Raw genomic sequence first — 24076 nt, 5'->3', positions numbered from 1 at the left:
AAATTGCAGAAGATTCCTGGGGGTCGGCCCCCAGACCCCCTTAAGAAACTTCGGGCCCAACAAGGAGAGCAGGGAACCCAGATGGCGGAGCTCACGATCCGGCCGGAGGAGATCCGGGACGCACTGGATAACTTTGTCCAGTCGTACCAGCCGGACGCGGCCTCGCGCGAGGAGGTCGGCACGGTCAGCGTTGCCGGCGACGGCATCGCGAAGGTGGAGGGTCTTCCCTCCGCCATGGCGAACGAGCTGCTGAAGTTCGAGGACGGCACCCTCGGTCTCGCCCTCAACCTCGAGGAGCGCGAGATCGGTGCGATCGTCCTCGGCGAGTTCAGCGGCATCGAGGAGGGCCAGCCGGTGCAGCGCACCGGTGAGGTGCTCTCCGTCGGCGTCGGCGAGGGTTACCTCGGCCGCGTCGTCGACCCGCTCGGCACCCCGATCGACGGTCTCGGCGAGATCGCGACCGACGGCCGCCGCGCCCTCGAGCTGCAGGCCCCTGGCGTCATGGTCCGCAAGTCGGTGCACGAGCCGATGCAGACCGGCTACAAGGCCGTCGACGCCATGGTGCCGATCGGCCGCGGCCAGCGTCAGCTGATCATCGGCGACCGTCAGACGGGTAAGACCGCTCTGGCCGTCGACACGATCATCAACCAGCGCGACAACTGGCGCTCGGGCGACGTGAACAAGCAGGTCCGCTGCATCTACGTCGCCATCGGTCAGAAGGGTTCCACCATCGCCTCCGTGCGTGGTGCGCTCGAAGAGGCCGGTGCGCTGGAGTACACGACCATCGTCGCCGCCCCGGCGTCCGACCCGGCCGGCTTCAAGTACCTGGCGCCGTACACCGGTTCGGCCATCGGCCAGCACTGGATGTACCAGGGCAAGCACGTCCTGATCATCTTCGACGACCTCTCGAAGCAGGCCGACGCCTACCGCGCCGTGTCCCTGCTGCTGCGTCGCCCGCCGGGCCGCGAGGCCTACCCGGGTGACGTCTTCTACCTGCACTCGCGTCTGCTGGAGCGCTGCGCCAAGCTCTCCGACGAGATGGGCGCCGGTTCGATGACGGGCCTCCCGATCGTCGAGACCAAGGCGAACGACGTGTCGGCGTTCATTCCGACCAACGTCATCTCCATCACCGACGGTCAGTGCTTCCTGGAGTCCGACCTGTTCAACGCGGGTCAGCGTCCGGCGCTCAACGTCGGTATCTCGGTCTCCCGAGTCGGTGGCTCCGCCCAGCACAAGGCCATGAAGCAGGTCTCCGGCCGGCTTCGCGTGGACCTCGCCCAGTACCGCGAGCTGGAGGCGTTCGCCGCCTTCGGTTCCGACCTGGACGCGGCCTCGAAGGCCTCGCTGGAGCGCGGTAAGCGCATGGTCGAGCTGCTGAAGCAGCCGCAGTACGCCCCGTTCCCGATGGAGGAGCAGGTCGTCTCGGTCTGGGCCGGCACCACGGGCAAGATGGACGACGTCCCGGTCGAGGACATCCGTCGCTTCGAGGGCGAGCTGCTGGAGTTCCTGCGCCGTGAGCGCAAGGACCTCCTGACCAGCATCGCCGAGGGCGGCAAGATGTCCGACGACACGCTGCAGTCGATCGCCGACGCGATCGCCGCCTTCAAGCAGCAGTTCGAGACCTCGGACGGCAAGCTCCTGGGCGAGGGCTGATCGATGGGCGCTCAGCTTCGCGTTTACAAGCGCCGCATCCAAGCCGTCACCGCGACCAAGAAGATCACCAAGGCGATGGAGATGATCGCCGCCTCGCGCATCGTCAAGGCGCAGCGCAAGGTGGCGGCGTCCAAGCCGTACGCGACCGAGCTCACCCGTGCGGTGACCGCGGTGGCGACCGGCTCCAACGCCAAGCACCCGCTCACCACCGAGGTCGAAGCCCCGACCCGCGCCGCGGTCCTGCTCGTCACGAGCGACCGCGGTCTGGCCGGCGGCTACTCCTCCAACGCCATCAAGGCCGCGGAGCGACTCCGGGAGCGCCTTGCCTCCGAGGGCAAGGAGGTCGACACGTACATCGTCGGCCGCAAGGGTGTCGCGTACTACGGCTTCCGCGAGCGCAAGGTCGAGGACTCCTGGACCGGCTTCACCGACAACCCGGCCTACGCCGATGCCAAGCGCATCGCGGCCCCGTTGATCGCGGCCATCCAGAAGGACACGGCCGAGGGCGGCGTCGACGAGCTGCACATCGTCTTCACGGAATTCGTGTCGATGATGACGCAGAACGCGATCGACAACCGGATGCTGCCGCTTTCGCTCGACGAGGTGGCGGAGGAGAGCACCCGCAAGGGTGAGATCCTGCCGCTGTTCGACTTCGAGCCGTCGGCCGAGGACGTCCTCGACGCCCTTCTGCCGCGCTACGTCGAGAGCCGTATCTACAACGCACTGCTGCAGGCTGCCGCTTCCGAGCACGCCGCCCGCCGCCGCGCGATGAAGTCGGCCACCGACAACGCCGGAGACCTCATCAAGAGCCTGTCCCGGCTTGCCAACGCGGCCCGACAGGCCGAAATCACCCAGGAAATCAGCGAGATCGTCGGCGGTGCCAGTGCTCTGGCCGACGCGACCGCGGGGAGTGACAAGTAATGACGACGACAGTTGAGACGGCCGCTGCCACGGGCCGCGTCGCCCGGGTCATCGGCCCGGTCGTCGACGTGGAGTTCCCCGTCGACGCGATGCCGGAGATCTACAACGCCCTCCACGTCGAGGTCGCCGACCCGGCCGAGGACGGCGCCCGCAAGACGCTGACCCTCGAGGTCGCCCAGCACCTGGGTGACGGCGTGGTCCGCGCGATCTCGATGCAGCCCACCGACGGTCTGGTCCGCCAGGCCGCGGTGACCGACACGGGTGCGGGCATCACCGTCCCCGTCGGTGACATCACCAAGGGCAAGGTGTTCAACACCCTCGGTCAGATCCTGAACGAGCCGGAGGCCGAGGCGCAGATCACCGAGCGCTGGCCGATCCACCGCAAGGCCCCGGCCTTCGACCAGCTCGAGTCGAAGACCGAGATGTTCGAGACCGGCCTGAAGGTCGTCGACCTGCTGACCCCGTACGTCAAGGGCGGCAAGATCGGTCTGTTCGGTGGTGCGGGCGTCGGCAAGACGGTCCTCATCCAGGAAATGATCATGCGTGTGGCGAAGCTGCACGACGGTGTGTCGGTGTTCGCCGGTGTCGGCGAGCGCACCCGTGAGGGCAACGACCTCATCGACGAGATGACCGAGTCGGGCGTTCTGGAGAAGACCGCGCTCGTCTTCGGCCAGATGGACGAGCCGCCGGGGACGCGTCTGCGCGTGGCCCTGTCCGCCCTGACCATGGCGGAGTACTTCCGCGATGTGCAGAAGCAGGACGTGCTGCTCTTCATCGACAACATCTTCCGCTTCACGCAGGCCGGCTCCGAGGTCTCCACGCTGCTCGGCCGTATGCCGTCCGCGGTGGGTTACCAGCCGACCCTGGCCGACGAGATGGGTGTGCTCCAGGAGCGCATCACCTCGACGCGTGGTCACTCGATCACCTCGATGCAGGCGATCTACGTCCCCGCGGACGACCTGACCGACCCGGCCCCGGCCACCACGTTCGCCCACCTCGACGCGACGACGGTTCTCTCCCGTCCGATCTCCGAGAAGGGCATCTACCCGGCCGTGGACCCGCTGGACTCCACGTCCCGCATCCTGGACCCGCGCTACATCTCGCAGGAGCACTACGCCGCGGCCAGCCGCGTCAAGGGGATCCTGCAGAAGTACAAGGACCTCCAGGACATCATCGCGATCCTCGGTATCGACGAGCTGGGCGAGGAGGACAAGCTCGTTGTCCACCGTGCCCGTCGCGTCGAGCGCTTCCTGTCGCAGAACACCCACGCCGCCAAGCAGTTCACCGGCCTGGACGGTTCGGACGTTCCGCTCGACGAGTCGATCTCCGCGTTCAACGCGATCTGCGACGGGGACTACGACCACTTCCCCGAGCAGGCGTTCTTCATGTGCGGCGGCCTGGACGACCTCAAGGCCAAGGCCAAGGAGCTCGGCGTCTCCTGAGCCTCCGGCTCACCGAGGGGGGTGGGTGTGTCCCGCCCCCCTCACCACGCCCCGTAGAATTGACCCAACACCCGGCCGGGCGGCCGGGTGGTGACCCGAGGAGCCACCCTTGGCTGCTGAGCTGCATGTCGAGCTGGTCGCCGCGGACCGAAGTGTCTGGTCCGGCGAGGCCACCCTGGTCGTCGCGCGCACCACGTCCGGCGACATCGGCGTCATGCCCGGTCACCAGCCGCTTCTCGGTGTGCTGGAATCGGGCCCGGTGACGATCCGCACGAGCGAGGGCGGCACCGTGATCGCCGCTGTGCACGGTGGATTCATCTCGTTCGCGGACGACAAGCTGTCGCTGCTGGCCGAGATCGCCGAGCTGGCCGACGAGATCGATGTCGAGCGCGCCGAGCGGGCGCTCGAGCTCGCGAAGTCGGACGCGGACGCCGCTGCCCAGCGGCGCGCCGATGTCCGACTGCGCGCGGTGGCGGTGCGCTAGCACCCCCACTGACAGATGTTTTTACTCAGCCGCGGCCCGAGCTGGAGCAATCCAGCCGTGTCGCGGCTGAGGCGATGCAGGTGCAATACGGTTTCGGTGTTCGTTACTCGACGATGCGAGGAGGTCGGTGGAGATGGTCCTCGCGTTGTGGGTGGGCGCGTCCGTCGTCGTACTGGTCCTGTTGGGACTGTTCGTCTTCGGCCTGCGCCGGAGGCTGATCCAGCGGTCCGGAGGGACCTTCGACTGCAGCCTGCGCTGGGACGTGTCGGAGGAACCCGATGCGCTCGGCAAAGGCTGGGTGTACGGGGTCGCCCGCTACAGCGGTGACCGCGTCGACTGGTTCCGTGTCTTCTCCTACGCTCCTCGCCCCCGCCGGGGCCTGGAGCGTTCTGCGATCGAGGTGATCGCCCGTCGGCTGCCGGAGGGCGAGGAGGAGCTGGCGCTCCTGTCCGACTCCGTCGTGCTCGGCTGTCTCCACCGGGGGACGCGCCTGGAGCTGGCGATGAGCGAGGACGCCCTGACCGGTTTCCTCGCCTGGCTGGAGGCGGCGCCGCCCGGCCAGAGGGTCAATGTTGCCTAACACGTTCGCCGCGTAGCCGCGTACGTACACAGCGAAAAACCGGGGAGACGGGGGGCGGACCCGTCTCCCCGGTGCTTTTCCGGGGTGGTGCGGTGGTGCGTTACGGCGTGGGGACTACTGGAGACCGCTGTTGATCGCGCTCACCAGTTCGCCGTTGGTGGTGTCACCGGAGAACTCCCAGAAGAACGCGCCTCCCAGGCCCTGGTTCTTCGCCCAGGTCATCTTCGAGCCGATGGTGGCCGGGGTGTCGTAGCTCCACCAGTTGGTGCCGCAGTGGGCGTACGCGGTGCCGGCGACCGTGCCGGTGGACGGGCAGGAGTTCTTGAGGACCTTGTAGTCCTCGATGCCCGCCTCGTACGTGCCCTGGGCCGCGCCGGTCGCGGTGCCGCCGGGGGCGGACTGGGTGACGCCGGTCCAGCCGCGGCCGTAGAAGCCGATGCCGAGGAGCAGCTTCTTGGCGGGGACGCCCTGGGCCTTCAGCTTGGCGACGGCGTCGGCGGAGGTGAAGCCCTCCTGCGGGATGCCGGTGTACGGGTTCAGCGGCGAGTGCGGGGCCGTCGGGCCCTTGTCCGCCCAGGCGCCGAAGAAGTCGTACGTCATCACGTTGTACCAGTCCATGGACTGGGCGGCGCCCGCGTAGTCGGTGGCGTCGATCTTGCCGCCGGCCGAGCCGTCCGCGGTGATGGCGGCGGTGACCAGGTTGTTCGAACCGAACTTCGCCCGCGTGGCGTCGGAGAGCTTCTTCAGCGCGCCGGGGCCACTGGTGTCACAGGTCAGACCGCAGGCGTTGGGGTACTCCCAGTCGAGGTCGATGCCGTCGAAGACATCGGCCCAGCGGGGGTCCTCGACCAGGTCGTAGCAGGACTGGGCGAAGGCGGCGGGGTTCTGCGCGGCCTGGGGGAAGCCACCGGACCAGGTCCAGCCGCCGAACGACCAGAGGACCTTGATGTGCGGGTAGGCGGCCTTCAGCTTGCGCAGCTGGTTGAAGTTGCCGCGCAGCGGCTGGTCCCACGTGTCGGCGACGCCGTCGACGGACTGGTCGGCGGTGTACGCCTTGTCGTAGTCGGCGTAGGAGTCACCGATGGTGCACTTGCCGTTCTGCACGTTGCCGAAGGCGTAGTTGATGTGCGTGATCTTCGCGGCCGAGCCGGACGTCACCAGGTTCTTGACGTGGTAGTTGCGCCCGTAGACGCCCCAGTTGGTGAAGTAGCCCAGGTTGATCTTCTCTCCGACGGGCGGCTCGCCGCCGCCACCGGTGGTGCGCACGGAGACGGAGCCGGAGACCGGGCCGGTCTGGTCGGCGGTGTCCCGGGCCTGCACGGCGTAGGAGTAGTCGGTGCCCGCCGTCAGGCCGGTGTTGGTGTACGTGGTGCCGGTGACCGTGGCGACCTTCGCGCCGTCGCGCAGCACGTCGTAGTTCTTGACGCCGTTGTCGTCCGTCGCGGCGCTCCAGCTGAGCTTCACCGAGGTGTCGGTGACATCGCTGGTGGTGGGGGCGCCGGGGGCCGAGGGCGGGTTGTCACCGGGGACGGTGGGGCCGCCGTCACAGGAGGCGCCGTTCAGCTTGCAGCCCGTGGGGGAGCCGGAGCCGGTGCCGTTGAAGCCGAAGCTGATGCTGGCGCCGGGCGCCACGGTCCCGTTCCAGGAGAGGTTCTTGGCGGTCCAGTGGTTGCCGCTGCTGGTGACGGTGGCGTCCCAGGCGGAGCCGGCCGAGGTGCCGGAGGGGAAGTCCCACTCGATGGTCCAGGAGGAGAGCGCGGTGGTTCCGGTGTTCTTCACCGTCCACTGGCCCTCGAAGCCGCTGCCCCAGTCGGACTTCTTCGTGTACGTGGCGGTGGCCGACGCGGCTGCCGAGGCGGGGGAGGCGAGCCCCACCATCGCGGCCAGCGGCACGACCAGCGCGGTCAGGCCCGCGACGACCTTGGATCTGCCGCTCAGGGTGGGAATCCATCTGAGTCTGGATCGGCGTTGTGGGGTGTCAGTGCTCAACGGTGCTCCTCGGGTGAGGTCCAACAAACGGGGGTGATTCGTGGACTGCAAACCCTGCGCCGCCCTGAGTACGGGTGCTCTCGTACTCACCGCAGTGTGTGTCGGTGACAGTAGAAAGGTCTGGACCAACCGTCAAGAGGTCTGGACCAAAGATCGGGAACCCGATCAGATCCCCAACTCCTGGGCCAGAACGGCCGCCTGAACCCGGCTGCGCAGCTCCAGCTTGCCCAGCAGCCTGCTGACGTGCGTCTTCACCGTGGCCTCGGCCATCGACAGGCGCAGCGCGATCTCCGCGTTCGACAACCCCTCGCCCAGACACCCCAGAACCTCGCGTTCGCGTCGGGTGAGTGTGTCCAGCACCGCCGGATCGGCCGTCGCCCTGCCCCGTACGGGCGTCGACCCGGCGAACTCCGCGATCAGCCGGCGGGTCACGGCCGGCGCGATCAGCCCCTCGCCGCGCGCCACCGTCCGTACCGCCTCCAGCAGATCGCGGGCGTCGGTGTTCTTCAGCAGGAACCCGGAGGCGCCCGCGCGCAGCGCCCCGAAGACGTACTCGTCCAGGTCGAACGTGGTTAGCACGAGGACGTCCGCGAGCTCCTCCGCGACCACCTGCCGGGTCGCCGACACCCCGTCCAGGCGGGGCATCTGCACATCCATCAGCACCAGATCCGGGCGGAGTTCACGGGCCAGGCGCACCGCCGCCTCGCCGTCCCCCGCTTCCCCGACGACCTCGATGTCCGGCGCGCTGCCGAGGATCAGCACCAGTCCCGCGCGTACCGCCGACTGGTCCTCCGCGACCAGTACCCGGATCGTCATTCCCGCATCGTCCTCTCCGTCACGGGCAGTTCGGCCCGTACCCGCCAGATCTTCCGCCCGCCGTCCGGTTCGGACCCCGCGACGATCGTCCCGCCGAGCAGCGCCACCCGCTCCCGCATGCCCACCAGGCCCGCCCCCGAACCGGGCGCGGTGGGGCCGGGGCGACTGCCGAACACGCTTACCACCTCTACCGTCAGCACGCCGTCGGCGTCGGCGAGCCGTACGGTGACCGGGCCCGGCGCCGCGTGCTTGAGGGCGTTGGTCAGGGACTCCTGGACGATCCGGTACGCGGCCAGCTCGACCGGCGTCGGCAGCGCGTCGCCCCCCGCCTCCCGGGTGTCCTCCAGGGTGCAGACCAGCCCGCCGGACGCCCCGTTGACGTTCGTCTGCTCGACCAGGGTGTCCAGGGCGGCGAGCGTCGGGGCCGCCACGGGCTCCTCGTCCTCGCCGCTCTCCCGCAGCAGGCCGATCAGCCGGCGCATCTCGGCGAGCCCCTCGACGCTGTTCTCCCGGATCACCTTCAGGGCGCTGCGCGAGGTCTCCGGGTCGTCGATGGACAGGGCGGCGGTGGAGTGGATCGCCACGGCGGACAGGTGGTTGGCCACCATGTCGTGCAGCTCCCGCGCCATCCGGGCGCGCTCGGCGACCACCGCCTGCGTCCGGTCCATCTCGGCCAGCCGCGCGGTCTGCCGGGCGGCCAGCCGGGCGGCGTCGGCGGCGGTGCGGTGGGTGCGCACGCTGACGCCGGTGAGGGCGGGGATGAAGGAGACCAGCCCGATGACCAGGCCGATCAGCAGTGCCTCGGGCTTACGGAACCAGGCCAGGAAGCCGATCGTCGAGGCGACGGTGATCAGGAGCGTGGCCGCCGGGAGGCGACGGGCGGCGGCCGGGGTCCCGTACAGCACGGCCGCGTACATGACGTCCGTGAACATCAGGATGGTGGCGAGGTTGCCCCAGGTGAACTGGTCCGCCACCAGCGCGAGCGTGCCGATCGTCAACGCCGTGCGCGGGGCGGCGCGGCGCAGCAGCTCGGCCCCGGCCATGGCGGTCAGCGGTACGAGAGTGACCCAGGGTGCGGCGAGGGAGTGGCCGCCCTGGGTGTGGAGGCCCAGCAGCCACAGGAGCAGCCCCCCGAGCAGCCCGGAGGCGGCGAGGGTCATCGCGTCGCGGTCGGGGCGGATCGAGGTGAGCACCCCTCCATCCAACACGCACCGTCGCCCCCGGACCTCCCTTCGTGGGCCGATCCGCGACTACATCGAACGATGCAGTCCCGTTTCGTCACTGCCGACGACGCCCCGACGCCCGGCGGCCGGGAGGCTGGAGGAGAACGGGAGGAGAGAGTCGTGATCGCCCTACTGGTCGTGGCCTGCGAGGTCGCATTCTGGGTTCTGCTGGCCGCCGGGCTCGCCCTGCGGTACGTCGCGAGAAAGCCGAAGCTCGGCGCGGCCGTGCTGCTGTGCGAGCCGCTGCTGGAGGTCGTCCTGCTGGTGGTGACGGCCATCGACCTGAAGAACGGCGCCGAGCCGGACTGGAAGCACGGCCTGGCCGCCGTCTACATCGGCTTCACGGTGGGCCTCGGCCACCACACCGTCAAGTGGGTCGACGCCCGCGTCGCCCACCGCTGGTTCGGCGGCCCGCCGCCGGTGAAGCCGCCGAAGTACGGCATGGCCCGCGCCGCCCACGAGTGGCGCACCGCCGCCCGCTGGATCCTGGCCGCCGTGGTCGCGCTGGGCCTGCTCCAGGCGGCGATCTGGTACGTCGGCAGCGGCGGGGACACCGAAACGCTCCGGATGTGGCAGCAGAAGATGGGCTGGGTGATCGGCATCAACCTGATCATCGCGGGGGGTTACACGGTGTGGCCGAAGCAGGCCCCCAAGGACGCGGTGGCGGAACGCGAGCCGGCCGACCGGCGGTAGCCCTACCGCTCGCCGCCCGGCACCCACAGCACGTCCCCGACCTCCTTGTTCGCGCTCCGCGCCAGGATGAACAGGAGGTCGGAGAGGCGGTTGAGGTAGGTGGCGGTCAGCGTGTTCATGGAGTCGCCGTGCACCTCCAGGGCCGCCCAGGTGGACCGCTCGGCCCGCCGGACCACGGTGCAGGCCTGGTGCAGCAGGGCGGCCCCCGGCGTACCTCCCGGGAGGATGAAGCTGCGGAGCTTCTCCAGCTCCTCCAGGAAGCGGTCGCAGTCCGCCTCCAGCTTGTCGATGTAGGACTGCTCGACCCGCAGCGGCGGATACTTCGGGTCCTCCACGACCGGGGTGCAGAGGTCCGCGCCCACGTCGAAGAGGTCGTTCTGGACGCGGACGAGGACCTTCACCACGTCCTCGGGCAGCTGCCCGAGCGCGATGGCGGTCCCGATCGCCGCGTTGGCCTCGTTGGCGTCCGCGTACGCCGAGATCCGCAGATCGGTCTTGGCGGTGCGGCTCATGTCGCCGAGGGCCGTGGTGCCCTGGTCGCCGGTCCGGGTGTAGATGCGCGTCAGATTGACCATGGGGTCAGCGTAGTTACGCTCCGGCCCGTCGGAAGACCCGTGTGCCCACCGTCACGGCCGCTGCGGCGAAGCCCACGGCGACCAGGACCCCGTAGAGCATGTGCGTCGTGGCGTACGAGCCGGTGTAGGCGTCCCGCACCGCGTCCACCAGATAGCGGAACGGCGTGAAGTGCGAGACGACGTCCAGCCAGCCGGGGCCGAGCGTGATGGGCAGCATCAGACCGGAGAGCAGCATGGCCGGCATCGTCACCGCGTTGATCACCGGTCCGAACTCCTGCGGGGTGCTGACGCGCATCGCCAGGGCGTACGAGAGGGAGGCCAGCGAGAGGGCCAGCACCCCGGTGAACGCGAAGCCGATGAGGATGCCCGCCAGCGGGGCGCGCAACCCCATGAGCAGTGCGGCGAGCACCAGCAGGACGGCCTGGAAGGTGAACAACAGGGCGTCGCGCAGCACCCGCCCCAGCAGCAGGGCGAGCCGGCTGACCGGGGTCACCCGCATCCGCTCCACCACGCCCGTCGACTTCTCGATGATGATCGCGAAACCGGCGAAGGAGGCGCCGAACAAGCTGAGTTGGAGGAGCAGGCCGGGCACGAGAATCTGCCAGGAGTCGGCGGCGGAGCCGAGCGGCAGATCCTGGAGAAGCGGGCCGAAGAAGAAGAGGTAGAGCAGCGGCATCAGCAGGCCGAAGAGGACCTGGAAGCGGGAGCGCAGGGTCTGCCGGGCGTACCGCCCGAAGACGATCGCGGTGTCGTGGAAGAGCACGGAAGGGGTCCTATACGGCTACGGGGGCGGCGTCGGCAGGGGTGGCGGGGCGGCCGGTGGCGGCCAGGAACGCGTCCTGGAGGGAGGCGTCGGGGGAGCCGGCGTACCGGGTCTTCAGCTCGGCGGGGGTCCCCTCGGCGACGACCGTGCCGCCGTCGATCAGGATCAGCCGGTCCGCCAGCGCGTCGGCCTCGTCGAGATAGTGGGTGGTCAGGACGACGGTGGTGCCGGTCTCGTCGCGCAGGCTCCGCACCAGGTCCCACAGGTCGGCCCGGCTGCCCGGGTCCAGGCCCGTGGTGGGCTCGTCCAGGAAGAGCACGGCCGGGCGGTGGGTGAGGCCCATGGCGATGTCGAGCCGCCGCCGCTGACCCCCGGAGAGGCTCACCGCCTTCCGGTCGAGCAGCCCGTCGAGGCCGAGCGCCGCGGCCAGTTCCTCGGCCCGCGCGGCGGCCTCCGTACGGCTCAGCCGGTACAGCCGGCCCTGGGTGACGAGCTCCTCCCGGACGGTCAGATACGGGTCGACGCCGCCGGACTGGGCGACGTAGCCGCAGACCGCGCGGACGGCGGCGGGGTCGGCGAGCAGGTCGTGCCCGGCCACGGTGGCCGCGCCGCCGGTCGGGGCGAGCAGGGTGGTGAGCGTGCGCAGGGTGGTCGTCTTGCCCGCACCGTTGGGGCCGAGGAGGCCGACGATCTCTCCCGTGCGGATGGTCAGGTCGATGGAGCGGACGGCTTCCACCGGGCCGCTCGGGGTCGTGAACGTCCGGGCGAGCCCGGCGGTGCTGATGACGGTCATGCCGCCAGAAAAACAGAGTGACCCCAAAAATGCAACGTCACCAAAAATCTAAGTCACCCAAAAATTCATCGCCATCATGATCGTCCGGTGCGTCCTACGATGGGGGCATGGCTGAGGGACTCAGGGAACGCAAGAAGCGCCAGGCCAAACAGCGCATCTCGGACATGGCGACCGGGCTGTTCCTCCAGCACGGCTTCGTCACGGTGACCGTCGCCGAGATCGCCGACCTGGCCGACGTCTCCGTGAACACGGTCTACAACTACTTCCCGGCCAAGGAGGACCTGTTCCTCGACCGGATGAAGGGCGTCACCCAGCGCGTCGCCCGGTACGTCCGCGCCCGCGACCGTGGCGAGTCGGCCGCCGAGGCCGTCCTGCGCGAGGTGCGCGCCGCCGTCGTCGCCGTCTCCCCGGAGTTCGGGCTGATGGACGGCTTCGCCGACTTCATGCGCGTCATCGAGGACGCCCCCACCCTCAAGGCCCGCCTCTGGTACCTCCAGCAGGAGGTGCTCCAGTCCGTCGTCGCCACCCTGCGCGAGGACACCGGCGCGAGCGAGGACGACCCGCTGCCGCTCCTCGTCGGCGGCCAGATCGCCTGGATCGAACACGCCCTCGTCGGCTATGTCAGCCAGGAGATGATGAAGGGCCGCAAGGCCGTCGAGGTCTCCCACGACGCCCTCGGCGTCCTCGACGACATCGAGGGGCTCCTCGGCGAGCAGGTCCTCAACTACGCGCGGCGCGGAGCCGAATGACGCGTCCCGGTGTGATGTCCGTCATCTGAGACGTGACGCGCATCTCTTCACCGCCCCAGCGCGCCCGACGGGTACTAACCTCCGCCGGAGAGCATGTGAACCGCCGTGAACAGAAGCGCACGGGCGAACAGAAACCAAGAGGTGCGAACGTGGCCAGGAAGCTCGCCGTCATCGGTGCCGGACTCATGGGATCCGGGATCGCGCAGGTCTCCGCCCAGGCGGGCTGGGACGTCGTGCTGAGGGACGTCACCGACGCCGCGCTGACCCGGGGCCGTGACGGCATCAAGGCCTCGTACGACAAGTTCGTCTCCAAGGGCAAGCTGGACGCGGCCGACGCCGAGGCCGCGCTCGCCCGCATCACCACGACCACCGACCTCGACGCGGTGGCCGACGCGGACGTCGTCGTGGAAGCCGTCTTCGAGAAGCTGGAAGTCAAGCACGAGATCTTCCGCGCCCTGGACAAGGTCGTCGGCGAGCACACCGTCCTCGCGTCCAACACCTCCGCCATCCCGATCACCAAGATCGCGGCCGTGACGGAGCGTCCGGAACGCGTCGTCGGCGTGCACTTCTTCTCGCCGGTCCCGATGATGCAGCTCTGCGAGCTGGTGCGCGGCTACAAGACCAGCGACGAAACCCTCGCCACCGCCCGGGAGTTCGCCGAGTCGGTCGGCAAGACCTGCATCGTCGTCAACCGCGATGTGGCGGGCTTCGTCACCACCCGGCTGATCTCGGCGCTCGTCGTCGAGGCCGCCAAGCTGTACGAGTCGGGCGTCGCCTCGGCCGAGGACATCGACATCGCCTGCAAGCTGGGCTTCGGCCACGCGATGGGCCCGCTCGCCACCGCGGACCTGACCGGCGTCGACATCCTGCTGCACGCCACCGGCAACATCTACACCGAGTCGCAGGACGAGAAGTTCGCCGCCCCGGAGCTGATGCGCCGGATGGTCGACGCAGGTGACATCGGGCGCAAGAGCGGGCAGGGCTTCTACACGTACTGACCGGATCCACACCCCCGGCCCGCCCGGTCCACCACCGTCCGGGCCGGGGGAGCCGGGGATTTTACCCGGCGGAGACCGGTCCCCGACGAACCGGAGTCACTCCACCGAGTGAATTCGGTATCGGTTTGCTTACAGACGGCAACTTCCCTGTCGTTGCGGCCGTCAGTGGTGGCAGAGGCAAGGCCGGCGACAGAACAGACAGACGGCCCTTCGAGGCCGACGGACCTTTCAGACAGACGGACCTTCTACGGAGCACGACCGGGGAGCGCATATGCACATCAGGGGCGACCACGCCGAGCTGGTCGTCGGGGGCCGCCTCGACGTCCGAAGCGCGGCGGACGCCCGTACGGTCCTGCACTCGGCCGTGGACGACGGCGTCGGCGACCTCGTGCTGGACCTGACCGAGCTGGATTCCTGGGACGCCACCGGACTGGGCGTCATCATGGGGGCCCACCGCCGGGCCGGGCGGGCCGGACGCCGTCTCGTGCTGCGCGGCGTGCCGCCGCAGATGCAGCGCCTCCTGGTGGCCACCCGGCTGCACCGCATCCTGGCCATCGAGGGCGGCATCGCCGCGGAGTCGCTGCCGCGCGTTTAGCGCTCGTCCGGGCAACCGGGAAAGTCACGCAATCCTCACCGGAACGTGACGACCTGGACGGCGTGGCACCCCGGCGCTTTATGCATACTGTGCCAAGGTCTAGGGTTCGGCCGTCCGCCGAATGAAACCGAACCCATGGGCGGACACCGGACCGGAAGCGACAGCGGGGCGTGCGAGGCCGGGAGGGGCAACCACGCACGACGCGTCTGGGGGACTTTGCGATGGACCCGACACACCGGGCACCGGAAGAGTACGGGCAGGGCCACGACCGCTCCGGCGGCGACCCCGGCCACCGCCGGCCGTCCCGCGACTCCGGCGGCGCCGACTTCGGCCCGGGGACACCGCAGCAGGTCCGCGTCGTCCAGCTGACCGTCGGCGACCTGCTGCTCACGGTCAACCCCGTCGACGGCAGCGAGGTCGAGGCCTGCCCGCCCGGCTCCGGCCCCGACGCCCCGGTCCGCCGCACCCCCGCCGAACGCGCCGACCACGAACGCGCCGGCGCACCCCCCGTCCCTCCGGGCCCGCCCGCCCCGCAGCTGCCCCTCCTGGAGCGCCAGGAGGAGCGCGAGCGCCTGGTCCGCCTGCTGGCGCGCGGCCGCAGCGTCCGCCTCACCGGCCAGGCCGGCTCCGGCCGCACCGCGCTCCTCGACGCCGTCGCCGCCGACTGCGCGGACCTGGCCCCCGACGGGGTCGTCCGCCTCAACGGCCGGGGCCGCACCGGCACCGATCTGCTGCACGCCCTCTTCGACACCGTCTTCAAGGCCCCGAACCACCGCCCCGACCGCGACGAGCTGCTCGCGCTCGTCCGGTCCATCGGCGCCGTCGTCGCCGTCGACGACCTGGAGATCGGCGGAGCGGCCCTCGACGAACTGCTCGCCGCCACCCCCGAGTGTGCCTTCCTGCTCGCCGTCACCCCCGACATCACGACCCCCGGCATCGACGCCCACCTGGAGGAGGTGCTCCTCGCCGGCCTCGGCCGCGGCGCCTCGCTGGCCCTGCTGGAGAAGGTCGTCGAACGCCCCCTCACCGAGGAGGAGCGGAACTGGGCGGGCGACCTCTGGTTCGAGTCCGAGGGCCTGCCGCTCCGCTTCGTCCAGGCCGGATCCCTCCTCGTCCAGCGCGACCGGCTGCGCGTGGACCCCGAAGCCTTCGACGAGTACGACTACTTCGAGCCACGCGCGGACGACGCGCCCCCGGCCCTCGCACCCCCCGCCGCCGAAGCCCTCGACGTCCCGCTGCCGAGCCTCGGCGAGGGCGCGGCACCCGCCGTGCTGCTCGCCTCCCGGCTCAGCGAGGCGGCCCGCGCGACGCTCCGCTTCGCCGTCGCCCTCGGCGGCGAGATGCCCCACCAGGCCCATCTGCCGGCCCTGGTGGGCGACACCCACGCGGACGCCGCGCTCGGCGAGCTCGCCGGCTGCGGCCTGCTCTCCCCGGCCGGCCCCCGCTACCGCCTCGCCGCCGGAGTCCTCGCCCAGCTGGCGGCCGCCGGTTACGAGGACGACGCCGCCGCCCACGCCCGTACCGCCGCCCAGCACTACGCCTGGTGGACCTCGCACCCCTCGGTCACCCCCCGGCGGGCCGTCACCGAGTCCGACGCGATCGTCGCCTCCCTGGCCCGGCTGGTCCCGGGCGACGAGGTGGGAGCGGCCAGCGCGGCCGTCCTGCTGGCCCGCAGCGCCTCCCCGGCCTTCGCCGCGGGCCAGGGCTGGGGAGCCTGGGAACGGGCCCTCAGGATCGGCCAGGAGGCCGCCAGGATCGCCGGCGAGGTCGCCGAGGAGGCCTACTTCCACCACGAGTTGGGTGTCCTCGCGCTCTGCACCGGCAACCCGGACCGGGCCCGCACCGAGCTGGAGACCTCGATCGGGATGCGCGGCGCGCTCGCCGACAAGTCCGGAGCCGTCGCCGGACGCCGTGCGCTCGCCCTGGTCGCGGACCGCTCCGGCGACTTCCCGCCGCTGGGCCGCACCCCCTCCGGCGACGAGGTGCCCCTCATACGCCAGGACGGCCCGGGCACGCCGCCCGGCGGGCTCCCGGGTGCGCCGCTGTTCATCCGGCACACCGCCGAGGAGCAGCCCACCGTCGTCTCCTCGCTGCCGCCCGGCCCCGCCGCGCGCAAGGGCCCCGGCCGAGCCGTCCTGGGCGGCGCCCGGCGCAACCTGGCCGCCGCGGGCGCGGGCGCGCTGCTGATCGCGGTGCTCGGCACCGTCGTCACGCTCGGCGTCACCGCCGGCGACGGCGACGAGCCGGACAGCCGCAACGTCACCACCGAGCAGACGGCCACCGAGGACGCGACCGACGACGGCCTGCCCGCGGACGAGCCGGACGACGGCTCCTCCCCGGCCGGGGAGACGACCGGCGGCGAGACGCCCACGACCCCGGACACCTCGGAGTCGGCGAGCCCCAGCACATCCGGCTCCCCGTCCCCGAGCGCCTCCACGTCGGGCGGTACGTCGCCGGGGACGGACGAGCCGACGGACGACGAGAGCGACGGCCCCTCCGGCGAGCCCTCGCCCAGCGGTAAGCCGACCAAGCCCACCAAGCCGCCGACGACGCCGCCCACCACCCCGCCGACGACCCCGCCCACCGAGACGCCGACGACCCCGCCGACCGAGACGCCCACCGACGAGCCGCCGGAGCCGCCCCAGGGCTCCTCCTCCGCCAGCGGCCCCGTCGAGTCGGCGAGCGCGAGCGCCGCCGCCCCGGCGGAGAGCGGCGACCCCACCGAGGCGGCGGCCTGACACACGGAAGCCGGGTGCCCCCGCGGGGGCACCCGGCTCCGGTTGTTCCGTGGTGGACGGCCGGTCAGAACAGCCGCAGCTTGTCGTCCTCGATGCCCCGCATCGCGTCGTAGTCCAGAACCACACAGCCGATACCGCGGTCCGTCGCCAGCACCCGCGCCTGCGGCTTGATCTCCTGCGCGGCGAAGACGCCCCGGACCGGCGCGAGATGCGGGTCGCGGTTCAGCAGCTCCAGATAGCGCGTCAGCTGCTCCACGCCGTCGATGTCGCCGCGCCGCTTCAGCTCCACGGCCACCGTCTGCCCGTTCGCGTCCCGGCACAGGATGTCCACCGGCCCGATCGCGGTGGGGTATTCGCGGCGGATCAGGGTGTGGCCCTCGCCGAGGATCTCGATCCGGTCCGCGAGCAGCTCCTGGAGGTGCGCTTCCACGCCGTCCTTGATGAGCCCCGGGTCCACGCCCAGCTCGTACGACGAGTCGTGGAGGACTTCCTCCATGGTGATGATCAGTTTTTCGCCCGCCTTGTTCACCACGGTCCAGACGCCGGCCTCACCGTCGGCGCCCTCCTTCAGGGTGCACGGCGGGGACATCCAGTTGAGCGGTTTGTACGCCCGGTCGTCGGCGTGGATGGAGACGCTTCCGTCCGCCTTCACCAGGATCAATCGGGGGGCGGAGGGCAGGTGGGCTGTGAGCCGGCCCGCGTAGTCCACGGAGCAACGGGCGATGACGAGACGCATGGTCGGCAACGCTACTCGACGACGGGGGCCCGACGCGATTTCCTCACCCGTCGTCTCCTGTCACTCGGTGCACGCCGCGTCGCGGCGCAGCGGGCTTGCCCCTCTTTGCGCCCCTTCGTTAATGGCCGGTTGTGTTCCCAATCTCCTGGTGCGGCCCCGACTGCGCGCTTAACGTGGAAGCAGGAGGTCGCCGCCCGTGCACGCTGCGTCGTCGCCCCCCTTCCCTGCCCGTAAGGCCCCGGCCACTCTCCGGGGTCGCGAGAGGAGAACCCATGTCGCTCGACGTCTCACCGGCGCTGTTGGAACAGGCCGAGCGAGGCGAGGTCGACGAAGCCGACTTCGTCGACTGCGTCCGGACCTCCCTGCCCTTCGCATGGGAGATGATCAGCTCGCTGGTGGCTCAGCTGAAGGTCGACGGCGGACAGTTCGCCGACAACCAGACGCCGCCGCCGGATGAGCAGGCACGTGGTCAGCTGCTGCGCGCGCTCGCGAGTGATGCGATACGCGGCGCGCTGCAGCGGCACTTCGGAGTGCGTCTCGCATTCCAGAACTGCCACCGCGTCGCGGTGTTCCCGCTGGACGCCTCGGTCGACGACCGACTGGCCAAGTTCACCTCGGTGAGGGGCCAGTTGCTCAACCAGTCGCCCGAACTACGGGACTGCTGAACGCTTCTGCTGCCGTCCCGGGCCGCGGGAGGTGCAACTGGCTCCGGGGCGGCAGCTCCCGTACCACCGGTCAGGTGAGCAGCGGCAGCACGTCGGCGCCCAGCCGCCGGACGTTCTCCTCGGTCGCGGCGAGATCGCCCGTCCCCTCCACGAGGAGGGCGAAGCGCGTGATCCCGGTCCGCTCGGCGGTGGCGGCGAGCCGGTCGGCGGCCAGCCGCGGCGGGCCCACCGGATGCAGCCCGCACAGCAGTTCCGTGTACGCGACCGGGTCCCGCATCACGCGGTGCCTGCCGTCGACCGTGACATGGGCGTCGAGTCCCTGGCGCAGCCAGCCGGGCATCGCCTTCACCAGCATCTCCGTGGCGTCCCCGGCGCCGTCCGCGATCTGGGCCACCCCGGCGGACACATGTGCGGCCCCCTCCACCACCTCGGGCGGATGGCCGGCCTCCCGGGCGGCCGTACGCCACAGGGCGACCATCTCCGCCTTCTCCTCGTCCCCGCAGTGCATGCCCAGCAGCATCGGGAGCGCCTGCCGCGCCGCGAGCCGCACGCTCTTCGGCGAGGTGCACGCCACGATGACCTCGGGCCCCGAAGCGCCCGGTTCGGCGGCGCCCGGACCCGTCGTGCCCGGACCCGTCACACCCGGCCCCCCGCCGGCCGGACCCTCCAACAGCTCGTCCGCGCGCGGCACCACCGCCACCTCGCGGAAGCCGAACCGCTCGCCGCGCCCCGCGACCCGCGGCTCCCGCAGCCAGTCGAGCACCAGGCCGAGCGCCTCGGGGAAGCCGTTCTCGTACGCGTCGAGACCGCCGCCGAACACCTCCAGGTCCACCCAGGGACCGCCCCGGCCCACCCCGAGCGAGAAGCGTCCGCCGCTGGTCAGATGCAGCAGCGCGGCCTGCTCGGCGAGCGCGACCGGGTGGTGGTTGGGCAGCACGCTGACCGCCGTGCCGACCCGGATTCTGCGGGTGCGGCCGAGCAGCAGCGCGGCCAGGGTGGTCGCGGACGGGCAGACCCCGTACGGCACGAAGTGGTGCTCGGCCAGCCAGACCGAGTCGAGGCCGCTCTCCTCCGCGGCCTCGGTGGACCGGACGGCCCGGTGCAGTGCCTCGCCCGGCCCCTGTCCCGGGAACTGGGCTGCCAGAACGAACGTTCCGATGCGCATCGCCTATTGCCTCCTTGCGGCCGACGCGTTTCTCCCCCACCGGCAACAACGTCTGACACGTGCCAAAGGCACGGTCCACGAGGAAGTTGTTGCGATTTTCCGCTAACTCACCCCACTGCCGGACCGGACCGCCCGGGGCATCCGACGGCTGCGCCCGGTGCCAGGCTCTAGGCTTGGCCGCATCGTGCCCGATCCGCCCCCGTGAGGTGTCCTGTGTCCCCGCGCCGTAACCGCCCCCGTGGCGGCGAGAGTCCCGACGAACACCCCGGCCCGGCGCCCGGCAGGTACGGCGGGGGAGGGGCCACCGAGAGCTGGCAGGGCGAGGAGTGGTCGGTGCGCCCGGTCAGCGGCGCGAGCGCCCAGGGCAGGCGGTACCGCTGCCCCGGCTGCGACCAGGAGATCCCCTCCGGGGTCCCGCACCTCGTGGCCTGGCCCGAGTTCGGCGGCATCGACGACCGCAGGCACTGGCACAAGGCGTGCTGGAACGCGAAGGACCGCCGCACCACCCGGGTGCAGCGGTCCCGTAACGCCCCGCGCTACTGAGGGCGCCGGGCCCCTCAGACGTCGCGCCGGTTCAGTATCGCGAGCGCCCCGCCCAGCGCCACGGCGGCCAGGCACGCCATCAGCACCGGCGGCTCCCAGGCGGACGGGCCGGTATTGGTCATCGTCGTGCCGTACAGCGCGCTGAGCTGGTTGGGGATCGAGTATTCGATCAGGAAGAACTGGAGCCCCCGCAGGTCGTCGGCGAACATGAACAGCGCGAGGACCAACGGCAGCAGCACCACGCCGATCATGATGGTGATCGCGCCCGCCGAGTGCCGCACGATCGCGCCGACCCCGAGCGACAGCAGGCCGAGGGCCGCGATGTAGAACCCGACGCCGACCGTGGCGAGCGCCCACTGGCCCCCCGACGCGGCGACGGAGCCGTTCAGGATCAGGGTCTGGAGCACCGCCACGACCGCGGCGGTCACCGTCGTGATGACGAAGGTCAGCGCGAAGAAGACGATCGCCTTCGCCGCGAGCACCCGGCCCCGGCTCGGGCAGGCCGTCAGCGTCGTACGGATCATGCCGGTGCTGTACTCGGAGCCGATGGTCAGCACGCCGAGCGTGATCACGCAGATCGAGCCCAGCAGCACCCCGAAGAAGCCGAGGCCCAGGACGGGCTCGCCCACCAGGCCGGCGTCGTTCACCGCGAGCAGCAGCGCGGTGCCGAGCCCGATCGTCAGCATCAGCGCGACCATCACGCCGAGCGTCCAGACCGTGGCGCGTACGGAACGGATCTTGGTCCACTCCGAGGCGACCGCGTCGCCGAGGGTGGCGGCCCGGATGGGGATCGGCGACTCGTAGGAGACCGGCGGGCCGGCTTCCGGCGCCTGCTCGTGAGCCTGCGGGGTGGCCGGCGTCGTCATCTGAGGTCCTTGCTGGTCTGCTCCTCGGCCGGGGCGGCGGAGGAGGGCTCGGCGGCGGGTGCGGAGCCGGGCCCGGGGCCCTGGCCCGGAACGGGCGGCGGCGGGGCGTACCAGCCCTCCTGCGGCACCTCCACCAACTCCGGGTACACCGGCTCCCCGGCGCCGAGGAGGCTCCCGTACGCGTCCTGGGGCGGCGGCTCCACGAGGCCCGCCTTGGCGTCGTCCGTCGAGCGGTAGTCCACCAGACCCTGCGTGAGGCGCATGTACGCCTCCTCCAGGGAGGCCTGGTGCGGCGAGAGCTCCCAGAGCCGTACGTCGCACCCGTGGGCCAGGTCGCTGATCCTCGGCAGCGGCAGCCCGGTGACCCGCAGCGCCCCGCCCGGCTCCGACATGACCCGGCCGCCCGCCTCGATGAGCGAGGCCGTCAGCTTCTCCCGCTCCTCGGGGCTGTCCTCCGGCACCCGGACCCGGGCGAAGTCGGCGGAATTGGCGGAGATGAAGTCCGTGACGCTCATGTCGGAGAGCAGCCGGCCGCGCCCGATCACGATCAGATGGTCGGCGGTGAGGGCCATCTCGCTCATCAGGTGGGACGAGACGAAGACCGTGCGCCCCTCGGCGGCCAGCGACTTCATCAGATTGCGGACCCAGTGGATGCCCTCCGGGTCGAGACCGTTGACCGGCTCGTCGAACAGCAGCACCTGCGGGTCGCCGAGCAGCGCCGCCGCGATCCCGAGCCGCTGCCCCATCCCGAGCGAGAAGCCGCTGGAGCGCCGCTTGGCGACGTCCTGGAGGCCGACGACGCCCAGTACCTCGTCCACCCGGGCCGCCGGGATGCCGGCCAGCTGGGCCAGGGACAGCAGGTGATTACGGGCGGTGCGCCCGCCGTGCACGCCCTTGGCGTCCAGCAGCGCGCCGACCTGGCGCGGGGCGTTCGGCAGGTCGCGGTAGGGGTGGCCGGCGATCGTGACGTGGCCCGCGGTGGGGCGGTCCAGGCCGAGGATCATGCGCATGGTCGTGGACTTGCCGGACCCGTTGGGACCGAGGAAGCCGGTGACGGCACCCGGCCGCACCTGGAAGGAAAGGTCGTCCACGGCCGTCTTCGCGCCGTAGCGCTTGGTCAGGCCGACTGCCTCGATCATTCTCCAGCCCCATCGACTCACTCTGTCGTTCGGGGCTCGGGCCACCCGGCCGCACACCCCCGTAAGAGTTAGGAGGATAACCAGGAGCTGACGGTTCCGGCCAAGTTGCCACAGCCCGCGACCGGGCCGTCACACGTATCAGGACACGCGCCGGGTCACCCCTTACGCGTCCCGCTTCTTCAGGACCAGGAAGCCGCCGAGCACCGCCGCCAGCACCCAGAGCACCATGATCCCGAGACCGCCCCAGGGCCCGTACGGGGCGGGGTCGGTGTTCAGTGCGTCCGGGACGACCTGCATGATCTTCGACCCGGCCTGGTCGGGGAAGTACCGGGCGACGCTCTTGGCCCCCGGCACCGCCGCGAGGATCTGCGAGACCAGGAAGAAGAACGGCATCAGGATGCCGAGCGACAGCATGGAACTGCGCAGCATCGCCGCCACTCCCATGGAGAAGATCGCGATCAGCCCCATGTAGAGCCCGCCGCCCACGACCGCGCGCAGCACGTTCTCCGCGCCGATGTCGGTGCCCCGGTCGCCGAGCATGGCCTGGCCGAGGAAGAACGAGACGAAGCTGGTGAGCAGCCCCACGCCGAGGGCCAGCACCCCGGCCACCGTGATCTTGCTGAGGAGGAACGTCGCGCGCTGGGGCACCGCCGCCAGTGAGGTGCGGATCATGCCGGAGCTGTACTCCGTGCCGACCACGAGCACCCCGAACACGACCATCGCGAGTTGGCCGAGAATGGTCCCGGAGAAGCTGACGAAGGTCGGGTCGAACGTGGCCTGCTCGGCCTCCGAGAGGTCGTCGAACGTGGCGTTCAGCAGAGCGCTCAGCGCCGCGCCCATCACGACCGTGACGGCGAACGCGGAGATGAGGGTCCAGGTGGTCGAGGAGACCGACCGGATCTTGGTCCATTCCGAGGTGAGAACCGCGGGTACCGATGCCATCGTCGTCACTCCCCCTCGTTCTCGGTGCTGCCCGGCTTCTGCCAGCCCTCGCCCCAGTCCGCGCCCACCGCGGGTGGTTCGGCGCCGGGATCCCGTTCCGAATGGGCGTGGTACTCCACCGAACCGGCGGTCATCTGCATGAACGCTTCCTCCAGGGAGGCCCGCTGGGAACTCAGCTCGTGCAGCACCAGCTGGTGCCGGGCCGCCAGTTCACCCAGCTCCTCGGTGGTGGCGCCGTCGATCTCCAGGACGCCGCCCGCCGTCTCGACGGGGGTGTAGCCCTCCTGGTGCAGCACGTCGCGCAGCCGTTCCTGCTGCGGGGAGCGCAGCCGCGTGTAACTGCGGGAATTCTCGTGAATGAAATCCGCCATCGAGGTGTCGGCGAGCAGCTTGCCCTGGCCGATCACGATCAAATGGTCGGCGGTCAGGGCCATTTCGCTCATCAGATGGGACGAGACGAAGATCGTCCGGCCCTCCGACGCGAGCGCCTTCATCAGATTACGGATCCAGTGGATGCCCTCGGGGTCCAGTCCGTTGACCGGCTCGTCGAACATCAGGATCTCGGGATCGCCCAGCAGCGCGGAGGCGATGCCGAGCCGCTGGCCCATGCCGAGGGAGAACCCCTTGGACTTCTTCTTCGCCACCGCGGTCAGGCCGACCATGTCGAGCACCTCGTCGACCCGGCTGCTCGGGATGCGGTTGCTCTGCGCCAGGCACAGCAGGTTGTTGTACGCGCTGCGGCCGCCGTGCATCGCCTTGGCGTCGAGGAGCGCCCCGATGTACTTCAGCGGTTCCTGGAGTTCGCGGTAGTGCTTGCCGTCGATGCGCACCGTACCGCTGGTCGCGTGGTCGAGGTCGAGCATCATCCGCATCGTGGTGGACTTGCCCGCCCCGTTCGGGCCGAGAAAGCCGGTCACGATGCCCGGCGTGACCTGAAACGACAGATGATCGACGGCGACCTTGCTGCCGAAACGTTTGGTGAGTCCCTCGAGCTCGATCATGCGCACA

The 24076-nt window shown here is 70.7% G+C and carries 24 protein-coding genes; 12 read left to right on the top strand and 12 right to left on the bottom strand.

The features are described from left to right. Positions 1 to 81 precede the first annotated feature (81 nt). The 5 genes from atpA (at position 82) to ACIQPT_RS25875 (ending at position 5080) form a co-directional block, all read left to right on the top strand. Complete coding sequence (gene atpA / locus ACIQPT_RS25895) at positions 82 to 1653, top strand: F0F1 ATP synthase subunit alpha (protein WP_401158958.1); 1572 nt, start codon at positions 82 to 84, stop codon at positions 1651 to 1653. A 3-nt stretch (positions 1654 to 1656) separates the two neighbouring features. Next, the gene (locus ACIQPT_RS25890) at positions 1657 to 2574 is read left to right on the top strand and encodes a F0F1 ATP synthase subunit gamma (RefSeq protein ID WP_401158956.1); all 918 of its coding nucleotides are present in this window, start codon (positions 1657 to 1659) and stop codon (positions 2572 to 2574) included. Then, the gene (atpD, locus tag ACIQPT_RS25885) at positions 2574 to 4016 is read left to right on the top strand and encodes a F0F1 ATP synthase subunit beta (RefSeq protein ID WP_103534326.1); all 1443 of its coding nucleotides are present in this window, start codon (positions 2574 to 2576) and stop codon (positions 4014 to 4016) included. Before ACIQPT_RS25890 ends, atpD begins: the two co-directional genes overlap by 1 nt. 109 nt (positions 4017 to 4125) lie before the next feature. Continuing rightward, positions 4126 to 4500, top strand: coding sequence for a F0F1 ATP synthase subunit epsilon (locus ACIQPT_RS25880; RefSeq protein ID WP_003966248.1), 375 nt, complete (start codon positions 4126 to 4128; stop codon positions 4498 to 4500). A 133-nt stretch (positions 4501 to 4633) separates the two neighbouring features. Further along, the gene (locus ACIQPT_RS25875) at positions 4634 to 5080 is read left to right on the top strand and encodes a DUF2550 domain-containing protein (protein WP_401159141.1); all 447 of its coding nucleotides are present in this window, start codon (positions 4634 to 4636) and stop codon (positions 5078 to 5080) included. A gap of 114 nt (positions 5081 to 5194) precedes the next feature. Here ACIQPT_RS25875 and ACIQPT_RS25870 read toward each other — a convergent pair whose 3' ends face one another. The 3 genes from ACIQPT_RS25870 to ACIQPT_RS25860 form a co-directional block, all read right to left on the bottom strand. Next, positions 5195 to 7069 (bottom strand): glycosyl hydrolase family 18 protein, encoded by a 1875-nt coding sequence (locus tag ACIQPT_RS25870; RefSeq protein ID WP_401158953.1) that lies wholly within the window; start codon positions 7067 to 7069, stop codon positions 5195 to 5197. Between the two features lie 165 nt (positions 7070 to 7234). Further along, complete coding sequence (locus tag ACIQPT_RS25865) at positions 7235 to 7885, bottom strand: response regulator (protein ID WP_401158951.1); 651 nt, start codon at positions 7883 to 7885, stop codon at positions 7235 to 7237. Next, positions 7882 to 9078: a sensor histidine kinase gene (locus ACIQPT_RS25860; RefSeq protein WP_401158949.1), complete on the bottom strand. Its 1197-nt coding sequence runs from the start codon at positions 9076 to 9078 to the stop codon at positions 7882 to 7884. The genes ACIQPT_RS25865 and ACIQPT_RS25860 overlap by 4 nt, the downstream gene beginning before the upstream one ends. A gap of 150 nt (positions 9079 to 9228) precedes the next feature. On the opposite strand from ACIQPT_RS25860, the gene ACIQPT_RS25855 reads away from it, so the two are divergent. Beyond that, complete coding sequence (locus ACIQPT_RS25855) at positions 9229 to 9801, top strand: hypothetical protein (RefSeq protein WP_401158948.1); 573 nt, start codon at positions 9229 to 9231, stop codon at positions 9799 to 9801. Positions 9802 to 9803: 2 nt separating this feature from the next. Here the strand turns inward: ACIQPT_RS25855 and ACIQPT_RS25850 are convergent, their stop codons facing one another. Genes ACIQPT_RS25850 through ACIQPT_RS25840 form a run of 3 tightly spaced genes read right to left on the bottom strand, consistent with a single transcriptional unit; the run spans position 9804 to position 11932 of the window. Further along, complete coding sequence (locus ACIQPT_RS25850) at positions 9804 to 10376, bottom strand: cob(I)yrinic acid a,c-diamide adenosyltransferase (RefSeq protein ID WP_401158946.1); 573 nt, start codon at positions 10374 to 10376, stop codon at positions 9804 to 9806. 13 nt (positions 10377 to 10389) lie between these two features. Next, on the bottom strand, positions 10390 to 11139 hold the full coding sequence (locus ACIQPT_RS25845; protein WP_401158945.1) for an ABC transporter permease: 750 nt from the start codon (positions 11137 to 11139) through the stop codon (positions 10390 to 10392). Positions 11140 to 11149: 10 nt separating this feature from the next. Beyond that, complete coding sequence (locus tag ACIQPT_RS25840; protein ID WP_401158943.1) at positions 11150 to 11932, bottom strand: ABC transporter ATP-binding protein; 783 nt, start codon at positions 11930 to 11932, stop codon at positions 11150 to 11152. Between the two features lie 107 nt (positions 11933 to 12039). Between ACIQPT_RS25840 and ACIQPT_RS25835 the strand changes: the two genes are divergently transcribed. The 4 genes from ACIQPT_RS25835 (at position 12040) to ACIQPT_RS25820 (ending at position 17012) form a co-directional block, all read left to right on the top strand. Continuing rightward, positions 12040 to 12681, top strand: coding sequence for a TetR/AcrR family transcriptional regulator (locus tag ACIQPT_RS25835; protein ID WP_401158940.1), 642 nt, complete (start codon positions 12040 to 12042; stop codon positions 12679 to 12681). Positions 12682 to 12830: 149 nt separating this feature from the next. Beyond that, positions 12831 to 13679, top strand: coding sequence for a 3-hydroxyacyl-CoA dehydrogenase family protein (locus ACIQPT_RS25830; RefSeq protein WP_364887947.1), 849 nt, complete (start codon positions 12831 to 12833; stop codon positions 13677 to 13679). 271 nt (positions 13680 to 13950) lie between these two features. Next, positions 13951 to 14274, top strand: coding sequence for an STAS domain-containing protein (locus ACIQPT_RS25825; protein WP_003966237.1), 324 nt, complete (start codon positions 13951 to 13953; stop codon positions 14272 to 14274). Positions 14275 to 14495: 221 nt separating this feature from the next. Continuing rightward, positions 14496 to 17012, top strand: coding sequence for an ATP-binding protein (locus tag ACIQPT_RS25820; protein ID WP_401158936.1), 2517 nt, complete (start codon positions 14496 to 14498; stop codon positions 17010 to 17012). Between the two features lie 64 nt (positions 17013 to 17076). Here ACIQPT_RS25820 and nucS read toward each other — a convergent pair whose 3' ends face one another. Then, positions 17077 to 17748, bottom strand: a complete 672-nt coding sequence (nucS, locus tag ACIQPT_RS25815; protein ID WP_401158935.1) for an endonuclease NucS — start codon at positions 17746 to 17748, stop codon at positions 17077 to 17079. 272 nt (positions 17749 to 18020) lie between these two features. Here nucS and ACIQPT_RS25810 point away from each other — a divergent pair, with 272 nt between their 5' ends. After that, complete coding sequence (locus tag ACIQPT_RS25810) at positions 18021 to 18413, top strand: SCO5389 family protein (RefSeq protein WP_030580963.1); 393 nt, start codon at positions 18021 to 18023, stop codon at positions 18411 to 18413. A gap of 70 nt (positions 18414 to 18483) precedes the next feature. Here ACIQPT_RS25810 and ACIQPT_RS25805 read toward each other — a convergent pair whose 3' ends face one another. After that, the gene (locus ACIQPT_RS25805; protein ID WP_401158932.1) at positions 18484 to 19578 is read right to left on the bottom strand and encodes an LLM class flavin-dependent oxidoreductase; all 1095 of its coding nucleotides are present in this window, start codon (positions 19576 to 19578) and stop codon (positions 18484 to 18486) included. Between the two features lie 213 nt (positions 19579 to 19791). Here ACIQPT_RS25805 and ACIQPT_RS25800 point away from each other — a divergent pair, with 213 nt between their 5' ends. Beyond that, positions 19792 to 20121, top strand: a complete 330-nt coding sequence (locus ACIQPT_RS25800; protein WP_401158929.1) for an ATP/GTP-binding protein — start codon at positions 19792 to 19794, stop codon at positions 20119 to 20121. A gap of 14 nt (positions 20122 to 20135) precedes the next feature. Here the strand turns inward: ACIQPT_RS25800 and ACIQPT_RS25795 are convergent, their stop codons facing one another. From ACIQPT_RS25795 to ACIQPT_RS25780, 4 genes are all read right to left on the bottom strand, one after another. Continuing rightward, on the bottom strand, positions 20136 to 20987 hold the full coding sequence (locus ACIQPT_RS25795) for an ABC transporter permease (RefSeq protein WP_401158927.1): 852 nt from the start codon (positions 20985 to 20987) through the stop codon (positions 20136 to 20138). Next, complete coding sequence (locus ACIQPT_RS25790; RefSeq protein WP_401158925.1) at positions 20984 to 22126, bottom strand: ABC transporter ATP-binding protein; 1143 nt, start codon at positions 22124 to 22126, stop codon at positions 20984 to 20986. The genes ACIQPT_RS25795 and ACIQPT_RS25790 overlap by 4 nt, the downstream gene beginning before the upstream one ends. Positions 22127 to 22288: 162 nt before the next feature. After that, the gene (locus ACIQPT_RS25785; protein WP_401158923.1) at positions 22289 to 23068 is read right to left on the bottom strand and encodes an ABC transporter permease subunit; all 780 of its coding nucleotides are present in this window, start codon (positions 23066 to 23068) and stop codon (positions 22289 to 22291) included. 5 nt (positions 23069 to 23073) lie between these two features. After that, on the bottom strand, positions 23074 to 24069 hold the full coding sequence (locus ACIQPT_RS25780; RefSeq protein WP_401158921.1) for an ABC transporter ATP-binding protein: 996 nt from the start codon (positions 24067 to 24069) through the stop codon (positions 23074 to 23076). Positions 24070 to 24076 lie beyond the last annotated feature (7 nt).

It is taken from the genome of Streptomyces sp. NPDC091289 (genome assembly GCF_044757365.1).
Taxonomy (GTDB): Bacteria; Actinomycetota; Actinomycetes; order Streptomycetales; family Streptomycetaceae; genus Streptomyces.
Note: the sequence above shows the minus strand (reverse complement) of the source record. Positions and strands in the feature narration are given on the sequence as shown.